General features: G+C 64.2%; 8 protein-coding genes. All 8 read right to left on the bottom strand.

Annotation, left to right across the window (positions count from 1 at the left end; all coding sequences use genetic code 11):
• The coding region (locus JNK99_RS00825; RefSeq protein ID WP_291847231.1) for a PAS domain S-box protein at positions 1-3,062 on the bottom strand (3,062 nt) is incomplete at its 3' end.
• 96 nt (positions 3,063-3,158) lie between these two features.
• Positions 3,159-4,373 (bottom strand): MFS transporter, encoded by a 1,215-nt coding sequence (locus JNK99_RS00820; protein ID WP_291847229.1) that lies wholly within the window; start codon positions 4,371-4,373, stop codon positions 3,159-3,161.
• The gene (locus JNK99_RS00815; RefSeq protein WP_291847227.1) at positions 4,373-5,020 is read right to left on the bottom strand and encodes an LON peptidase substrate-binding domain-containing protein; all 648 of its coding nucleotides are present in this window, start codon (positions 5,018-5,020) and stop codon (positions 4,373-4,375) included. The genes JNK99_RS00820 and JNK99_RS00815 overlap by 1 nt, the downstream gene beginning before the upstream one ends.
• Positions 5,017-5,634 (bottom strand): flavin prenyltransferase UbiX, encoded by a 618-nt coding sequence (locus JNK99_RS00810; RefSeq protein WP_291847224.1) that lies wholly within the window; start codon positions 5,632-5,634, stop codon positions 5,017-5,019. Before JNK99_RS00810 ends, JNK99_RS00815 begins: the two co-directional genes overlap by 4 nt.
• Entirely contained in the window at positions 5,627-6,175 is a 549-nt protein-coding gene (locus JNK99_RS00805) for a Gx transporter family protein (protein WP_291847221.1), read from the bottom strand. Before JNK99_RS00805 ends, JNK99_RS00810 begins: the two co-directional genes overlap by 8 nt.
• Before the next feature lie 55 nt (positions 6,176-6,230).
• Positions 6,231-6,758, bottom strand: coding sequence for a DUF3124 domain-containing protein (locus JNK99_RS00800; RefSeq protein ID WP_291847218.1), 528 nt, complete (start codon positions 6,756-6,758; stop codon positions 6,231-6,233).
• 119 nt (positions 6,759-6,877) lie between these two features.
• On the bottom strand, positions 6,878-7,561 hold the full coding sequence (locus JNK99_RS00795) for a fumarylacetoacetate hydrolase family protein (RefSeq protein WP_291847215.1): 684 nt from the start codon (positions 7,559-7,561) through the stop codon (positions 6,878-6,880).
• 19 nt (positions 7,562-7,580) lie between these two features.
• The coding region (locus tag JNK99_RS00790) for a Nif3-like dinuclear metal center hexameric protein (protein WP_291847213.1) at positions 7,581-8,075 on the bottom strand (495 nt) is incomplete at its 5' end.

Here is an 8,075-nt window from a genome sequence, read left to right as displayed (position 1 = left end):
CCGAGGGTGTCGTTGATGTTCTTGAAGTGATCGAGGTCAAGGAACATCACGGCCAGCGAACCTTGCTCCCGCCGCGCCGAAGCCAGCGCCTGCTCGAGGCGGCCTTGCAGGTTCGAACGGTTGGGCAGATCGGTCAGGGTGTCGAAATGTGCAAGATGGCTGATCCGTTCCTCGGTCGCCTTGCGTTCGGAGATATCCACGAAACTGCCGATGTAGTTCTCGATGTTGCCATCCGCGCCGCGGATGGTGGAGATCGAAAGCCATTTCGGGTAAACCGTACCATCCTTGCGGCGGTCCCAGATTTCGCCCTGCCAATGGCCACTGCTCGTGATCGCCTGCCACATGGCTCGATATTCTTCCGGCGACGAGCGTCCCGACGACAGGCGGCGGGGGTCGGTCCCGCGCACATCTTCGGGAACATAGCCGGTCAGGCGGGAAAAAGCCTGGTTGACCTCGAGAATGCGATTGTTCCGGTCGCTCACCATGATCGCCTCGGCACTGTGTTCGAACACCGCCGCCAGCAGGCGCAGACGCCGCTCGGTAACTCGGCGCTCGCTGATGTCGCGCCAGATGGTGTGCAGGATGACCTCGCCGCGCAGGGTGATCGGCGTCAGGGTAACCTCCACCGGCACCGGTTCGCCATTGCGACGCTGGTGGATCCACTCGAAGCGATGGTAACCGCAGCGTAGCGCGGTGCCGATCATGACGGCCGCCTTATCCCTTGACGACTGTCCATCGGCCTGGCAGGTGGGCGAGATTTCATCCGGGCTGCAGCCGAGAAAATCCTTCTTGGAGGCATAGCCAAGCAGCTCCAGGGTGGCCGTGTTGCAATCCATGAAAGCTCCGTCCTTGAGCAGCAGCAAGGGATCCTTGGCATCCTCGAACAGACGGCGGAAGGCCTCCTCGCTCTCCCGCAACTGTTTCTCGGCCAACAGGCGCTCGGTGACGTCTTCCTTGACCGCCAGGTAATGCGTCACCTCGCCGTGATCACCGATAACTGGTGCAATCGATGCCTTTTCCCAGAAGAGGGTGCCATTCTTGCGCTTGTTGTGCAGCAGCCCCGTCCATACCTTGCCTTCGAGAAGGGTCTGCCAAAGCGTGCGATAGGTTTCATTCGGGGTCTCCCCCGATTTCAGGATGCGCGGATTCTGACCAATCGCTTCGAGCCGCGAGTACCCGGTCACCTTGGTGAAACTCGGGTTGACGTACTCGATCTCGCCACTGCAATCGGTGATGACGATGGCCACCGGGCTCTGCTCGACCGCCTGCAGCAAATGCCGCGATTCCTCTTCTGCCTGCTGACGCTCGGAGATGTCTGCAAAAACCCAGATGCTGCCATCCAGCGGCTTGCCCGGGTCGATCGCCCGGCCGGTCAGAGCGCCCCAGAAGAGACTGCCGTCCTTGCGTCGGAGCATCAGTTCGGTGCTGAAGTTGCGGCCTTCGGCAGCCACCGCGTAGGCGCGCTCACCCACCTTCTCGAAAACCTCGTGGCTCGGATAGAAACGTTCCGACGACTCGTCAAGCAGCTCACCTGGCCGATAGCCAAAGATCTCCTCGAGGCGTCGGTTGCACGACACGACTCGTCGTTGCCGGAGGTGAACGATGCCGACCAGTGCATTGCCCAGCAGGGTCTGCAGCTCGGCCAGCAACTGGCGGTTGCGCTCCTCCATCTGTTGACGCTCGCTGAGGTCGGCAAGAACGTTGGCGATGACCGGCGTGCCGTCCTCTGCGTGGTGCACGGTAAACAAGGTCTGGATGGTCGGGATCTGGTGCCCGTCGCGCGCCGTCAGCGCTAGTTCACCGGTCCATTGACCATGCCGGATGACCGATGGCAGGACCTCGTGGCGCAGTCGCTCCGCGTTCTCTGCACTGTAGAAACGGTCGAACGAATAGTCGCTGCACGCGGCGTCGGCCGGGATGTCCAGCATGCGGCGCAGGGCGGGGTTGGCGTAATGCAGCCTGCCGTCAGCCTGCGCCATGGCGATTCCCTGACCGGCATTCTCCGCGAGGCGCTCGAACACCGTCAGCCGCTCGCCCTTTTCCCGCTGCCGTCGCTCGCTGTCGACCAGGTCCGCCAGGATTTCCCCCTCGCGTTCCTCGGTACGCCAAAGGCGTAGCAGCATCCCCCCGAACAGCGCCAGCAGAAGAACGGAGGAAGCCCCCACCACCCAGGTCTGAGTCCGCCAGCCGGCAAGGACATCATCGACGCTGAGCCCGATGGCGAAATAGAACGGATAGCGATCAAGCCGGTGAAAGCTGTAGATACGATCAACCCCGTCCGTCTGGGCGGTGAATCGCAACGTACCCGTTCTTGCGCCGGTGTCCATCGTTTGGCGCAGCGGGTGCTGCATCTGCAATGCCTCGTTCTCCTTGCCGGGCAACGGCGGCCAGCGCACCACCTGCCGGTGGTCGTCGCTACGGCGCAGAGCAATCGTTCCCCCGCCCTGCAGATCAACCGAGCGAAAAATCTCCTGGTAGCGAACCAGATCGAACACGACGCTGACGATGCCGACGAAGACGCCCTGCGCGTCGCGCAGGGCGCGTGTGATGATCATGCTGGAACGGCCGGTGGCCCGCGACACCAGAACTTCGGAGAAGAACAATCTGGCTTGCGGAGTGTCCCGCAGGTTGATGAAATAATCGCGGTCGGCGACGTTGAAAGCCGGCGTATTGGCCCGGTCGGAGCTGTACAGCAGTTCTCCATGGACATCGAACACCCGCAAGCCGACCAGCTCGTCGAAGTTCGTCAGGTGCGCGTCGAGTTCACCGTTGATGCGCTCGACATCGGCGGCGGGGATCTGACGACTCAGGGCGCGGGCCGGAAGGTCGTGCGCCAGCTCGTGCAGAATGGCGTCAGTGCGGCGCAGCGTCGCATCGAGATGAGTCTCGAAGATTGCCGCGTAGTTCCGCGTTCGCGTGCCCGCCTCGTCGATCTGCTCACGGTAGCTCAGCCACACCTGGTAGGCGAGCAGTTGCAACACCATCAGCACCAGGCAGGCAAGACCGACCAGCAAGGTGCGACGCGGGCGACGACGAATCGGGATCGGGTTTGCTTCAGTCATCGGGCAATACTGCAAGACTTTGCTGGCGAAGGCAAGGAACCATCCGCGTGGCACTCACCCAGCGCACCAGACTGGCGAAGTCCGCTCGGCGCTCGCTCAGTGTTCCATGACCGCCGGCGGCGAACCGCTCCGGCCGATTGCCCAACGCCCGAAAGCGACACCACAGGCGAGGGTCACAAAGCCGGCAGCCCAGCCGGCCTGACTGGCGCGGCCGCAGGCATCGAGCGCGACCCCGAAAGCGAGCGGCCCGATGAAACCGCCGGCAAAGCCGATCGTGGAGTACAGGGCGAGCGCCGTGCCGCGTTTTTCAGGCGTTGTTTCAGTAAGCAGTCCGGCGGTCAGCGCCGCCGAATCAAGATTCATGCTTGCCGCATAAACCAGCAACAAGACTACCAGAAAGTGACTGGACCGATCGCCCGAGCAGCTTACGACAAGGGCCAGGCAGCACGACAGAGGCATGACACCCTGCAGCCAGCGACGGCGGCCCCAGCGATGCGCGCCCTCATTGCCCAGGATGCTGGCTGGAACGGCAAGAAAGGTGGCCAACGCGGCAATCAAGCCCGGCATCGAGGTCCACGCATCCGGCGACCTGGCATGGGTCCAGGTCAGGTAGGCGACAAGCCAGGCGCGGAAGCCGAAGAGTTCCCAATTGTGGCCGAAGTAGCCACCACAGAAAGCCAGGACTCGCCGGTCGCCGAGGACGGCACGCCAATGACTGTGCCCGCCGCGTGGGCCGGCTGGTCTGGCGACTGCCGCGACCCCCAGCCAGACGAGCAGGACGGAGAGAAAAGCACAGGCCGCCGCCACGGCAAACAGTGCCGACCAGGGCAAGAGGCCCTGCAAAAGTTCGATCCAGAGATATGACAGACCAGCGCCAACGCCAAAGGTGGCGGTGTAGAAGGCGGTGCCTCGCGATTGACTGGTCATCGGCAGGCGGTCGGTCAAAGCCTTCAAGCCGGGCATGTAGGTTCCCGCCAGGCCGAGACCGGCAAGCCACCACCAGGCAAGAGCGGCAGCAAAGCCGTTGCTGAACAGGGCGAAGCCGGCCAGGGCCAAGCCGCTCAGGCCGGCGCTGGCGAGATAGACGCGGCGGGCGTCAATACGGTCGGTCAGGCTGACCAGCAGCGGGACCGCCAGAATATAGCCGAGGAAAAAGATGCCGCCAAGCCAGCCACCCTGCGTTGCCGACAGCGACCATTGCCGCGACAGTTGCGGCAGGAGCGACGGCACCAAGGCAAAGCCGGCCATCGAAAAGGCCTCTGCACCGCAGAAGATCAGGACCAGTGCCGGCGCGGAGCACACGCCGCGCATCAGGGCTCGCTGTTCGCTACGCGCTGCGCCAGCCAGATCGAGAGCGCCCGCAGACGCAGGAGCGGATCCTGCAGGGCAAGCAGTTTCTGCCTGGCCAGGATCTGCAAGGGCAGAATCTCGGTCAGCCGGTAACCTACCCAGCTCGCATCGTCGAAGGCATGCGGTGCGGGCAGTCGCTGCTCGCCAAGTTCGTCGGCGATTTTTCGCAGCAGCAGCACCAGCCCCTGGTGCCCCGGCGGAACCGGCTGCGCTGGCGGTTCGTCGAGCAACAGCACCGTCGCCCGTTGCAGGCTGGCGGTGATCGGCAGGTGGCGCTCGATGCGAAAGCGGCGACCACCGCGCACCTTGAGCAACATGATGCCCAATTGCGGCATGTCGACCTCGACGATATGTGCCAGCGTACCGACAGGCTGCGGTGCCGCCGGCACACCGACCTCACCACCGCTGGCGATCAGGCAGACACCGAACGCCGACTGCTCCTTCAGGCAGGCTGCCACCATGTCCAGGTAGCGCTGCTCGAATACCTTGAGAGGCAGCAGACCTCCCGGACAAAGGACGGCGCCGAGCGGGAAGAGCGGGATGGCCAGGCGCACCGGCTTGCTGGCAACAAACGGCTCCGACTGGTCTGGCGGCTCGTTCCCGCTCACCGGGCAGTCTCGCTGTCACCCCAGCGCTGCATCAGCGCGTGCTCGACACCAAGTTGATCGAGGATGCGGGCGACGACGAAGTCCACCAGATCCTCGACCCGCTGCGGCTGGTGGTAGAAACCGGGATTGGGTGGCAGGATCACCGCGCCAGCTCGCGACAGGCGCAACATGTTCTCGATATGAATGGTCGACAAGGGAGTTTCGCGCGGCACCAGGATCAGCTTACGGCCTTCCTTGAGCACGACATCGGCGGCGCGCTCGATCAGCTTGCTGGCCAGACCCTGGGCAACTGCTGCCAGCGTCCCCATTGAACACGGGCAGATGACCATCGCGTCGGGCGGGCTGGAGCCGCTGGCCAGCGGCGCAAACCATTCCTCGCGTCCATAGACCTCCAGCCCGCCGGGCAAGTCCCGATAACGTTCCTGCAGAACAGCGCACGCCTCGCTGGCGCGGGCCGGCAGCTCCAGCCCCAGCTCCTGCCTGGCGACAATCTGCGCCACTTGGGAGTACAGAAGCTGGACCCGGCAGCGCGCGGCCAGCAGGCATTCGAGCAGGCGCAGGCCATAGGGCATGCCGGAGGCACCGGTAAAGGCGAGACAGATGGTTTCAGACATGTTCGACCTGACGTTCCATGATCGGCAGTTCGTTGAGCAGACGCGCGGCGATCAGGCCGTTGATGATGCCGAAGACGCAGGCGGCCAGTGCGAATACCGGCAGCAGGAGGAAAAGTCCGTCATGCGGAATCAGCCACAGGCGCGCCAACAACAACTGGCCAGCGATATGGGCCAAGGCCGCCAGAATACTCCAGCTCACCGGCCCGAACCAGCGGCGCGGCAGACGGCAGGCGAGCGACAGGGTCAACAGGCTGCACAGCGCACCGCACAGGCTCATGAAGAAACCAGGCGAAAGAAAGTAGCCGAGCAGCAGACTGCCGGCAAAGACGCGCAGACCGGTGACCCAGGCGGCGGCGACCCAACCGTGCCGTGCCAGGACGATCAGCGTCACGATGTTCGCCAGACCGGGCTTGACGCCGGGCAGCGGCAAGGGGATCGCCGCGTCGACCAGCGACAGACCGATCGCCGCCGCGGCGAGCTGCGCGATGCGGTGGTCCTCCGGCGTTGTCGTGAGCCGGATCAGTGGCTGGCTGTCGGACACGCTGCGGGTCCGGGTTTCTCGACCTGCCAGGTCTTCAGTCACCGGACAGCGGCCCTCACGGTTCGGAAATCGCGCGGCCACGTGAGATGAAAGCGACGGAGTATCCGGCCTGGAAGCGCGAATGCAGCGCTTCGATGGTCGGTTGCGATACTGCGGCGGCAGCATCCCATTTGATCGCATAGTTGGCACCTGAACCGCCGAGGCTCTCGCGCAGTTCGATGAACAGTTCGAGGGTACCAAACGGCGGAATGGCCCTGGGGGTCGGCACCGAGTTGCGCAGCAGAACACCATCGGTGTTGTAGTAGTTCGCGGAGACAACGCGAATGGGGTTGTTGGGATCGGTGTTACGCACACTGACCAGCACCGACATCAGGCTGGTTTCGGACTTTCCCTTGGGGCCGATGTTGCCATGCCGGATTTCGGAGTAGATCGGCAGGTACACGGTTTGTCCCTTGGTCAGGGGTTCGATCCCTTCGGCCAACGCGGGCGCGAGCGTCACGGCAAGAAGCAACGCGGCAGCCAGCCGGCAACTCCCGGTCGCGGCGAGACGAAGGTGGGCGGCAAGAGAACGGGCAAGCAGCATGGCAGGCTCCTCGGCAATTGGGATCACATTGACAGTCGAACTCCGATACGGCGCGGCCGCATGGCCCTTTGTCGGCCAGCGCAGCCGGCGAGTGGCGTGGAAGAGTGCCCGGTCGCTCATCAGACCAGCCGGACCCTGAGCTCGCCGACTCCGGCCACACCGGCCTCCAGCACATCGCCGCGCAGCACGGTCGATACCCCGGCCGGGGTACCGGTAAAGATCAGGTCTCCTGGCGCCAATGCGACATAGGTCGAGAGATTGGCGATGACTTCCGCGACCTTCCACGACATCTGTCCAAGATCTCCGCTCTGCCGCAACCGGCCATTGACCCTGAGCCAGATCGAGCCGCACACCGGATGGCCAGCCACCGCCAGCGGGACGATGGCGCCTATCGGCGCGCTCTGGTCGAAGCCTTTGCCCATGTCCCAGGGATGTCCCTTTTCCTTCGCCCGCTGCTGCAGATCGCGCCGGGTGAGGTCCAGGCCGACGGCGTAACCATAGACGCAAGCCAGAGCCTCCGACGCCGGAATGTCGGCACCGCCGGCGGCCAGGGCGACCACCAGCTCGACCTCGTGCTGCAGATCGCGGGTGACCGGAGGATAGTGGACGTCGCCACCACCGGGGACCAGCGCATCGGCCGGCTTGCTGAAGAAAAAAGGTGGTTCGCGCGTGTCGGCGCCCATTTCGGCCGCGTGATCGGCGTAATTGCGCCCGACGCAGTAGACGCGGCGCACCGGAAACTGGGCGTCGCTACCGACCACGGGGACAGTGATCTGCGGTGCAGGGGGAAAAACGTGACTCATGCTCGCTCCTTGATGTGCTTCAGACGGGGTTGTCGATATCGACGAACTGGCAGTCGAGACCAAAGCGTTCGCTCAGATGCCCGGCCAGTGCCAGCACACCATAACGTTCGCTGGCATGGTGTCCGGCAGCGAGATAGGCGACACCGGACTCGCGCGCCAGATGAACGGTGGGCTCCGCTATTTCGCCGCTCAGGTAAAGGTCGACGCCGGCAGCGATGGCCTGTTCGAACATTCCTTGCGCTGCCCCCGAACACCACCCGACGCGGCTGACTGGTCGCTCGCCCTCACCAATCAGCAATGGCGCACGCTGCAACTCGCGGCCGACTCGTTCGGCGACCTGCGCAACGCTGCTCGGGCTTGCCGGATGCCCCAGCCAACCGATCTCCTGCTCGCCAAAGCGCCCGTCGACAGTCCAGCCGAATCGCCTGGCCAATTGGGCGTTGTTGCCGAACTCAGGGTGACCGTCGAGCGGCAGATGATAGGCGATCAGGTTGAGGTCATGCTGCAGCAGGGT

It is taken from the genome of Accumulibacter sp. (genome assembly GCF_016789985.1).
In the GTDB taxonomy this organism is placed as follows: domain Bacteria; phylum Pseudomonadota; class Gammaproteobacteria; order Burkholderiales; family Rhodocyclaceae; genus Accumulibacter.
Note: the sequence above shows the minus strand (reverse complement) of the source record. Positions and strands in the feature narration are given on the sequence as shown.

Bases quoted from the DNA above. Each gene is read 5' to 3' on its own strand.
- JNK99_RS00800 (WP_291847218.1), bottom strand. From the start codon at position 6,758: ATGCTGCTTGCCCGTTCTCTTGCCGCCCACCTTCGTCTCGCCGCGACC.
- JNK99_RS00820 (WP_291847229.1), bottom strand. From the start codon at position 4,373: ATGCGCGGCGTGTGCTCCGCGCCGGCACTGGTCCTGATCTTCTGCGGT.
- JNK99_RS00795 (WP_291847215.1), bottom strand. From the start codon at position 7,561: ATGAGTCACGTTTTTCCCCCTGCACCGCAGATCACTGTCCCCGTGGTC.
- JNK99_RS00810 (WP_291847224.1), bottom strand. From the start codon at position 5,634: ATGTCTGAAACCATCTGTCTCGCCTTTACCGGTGCCTCCGGCATGCCC.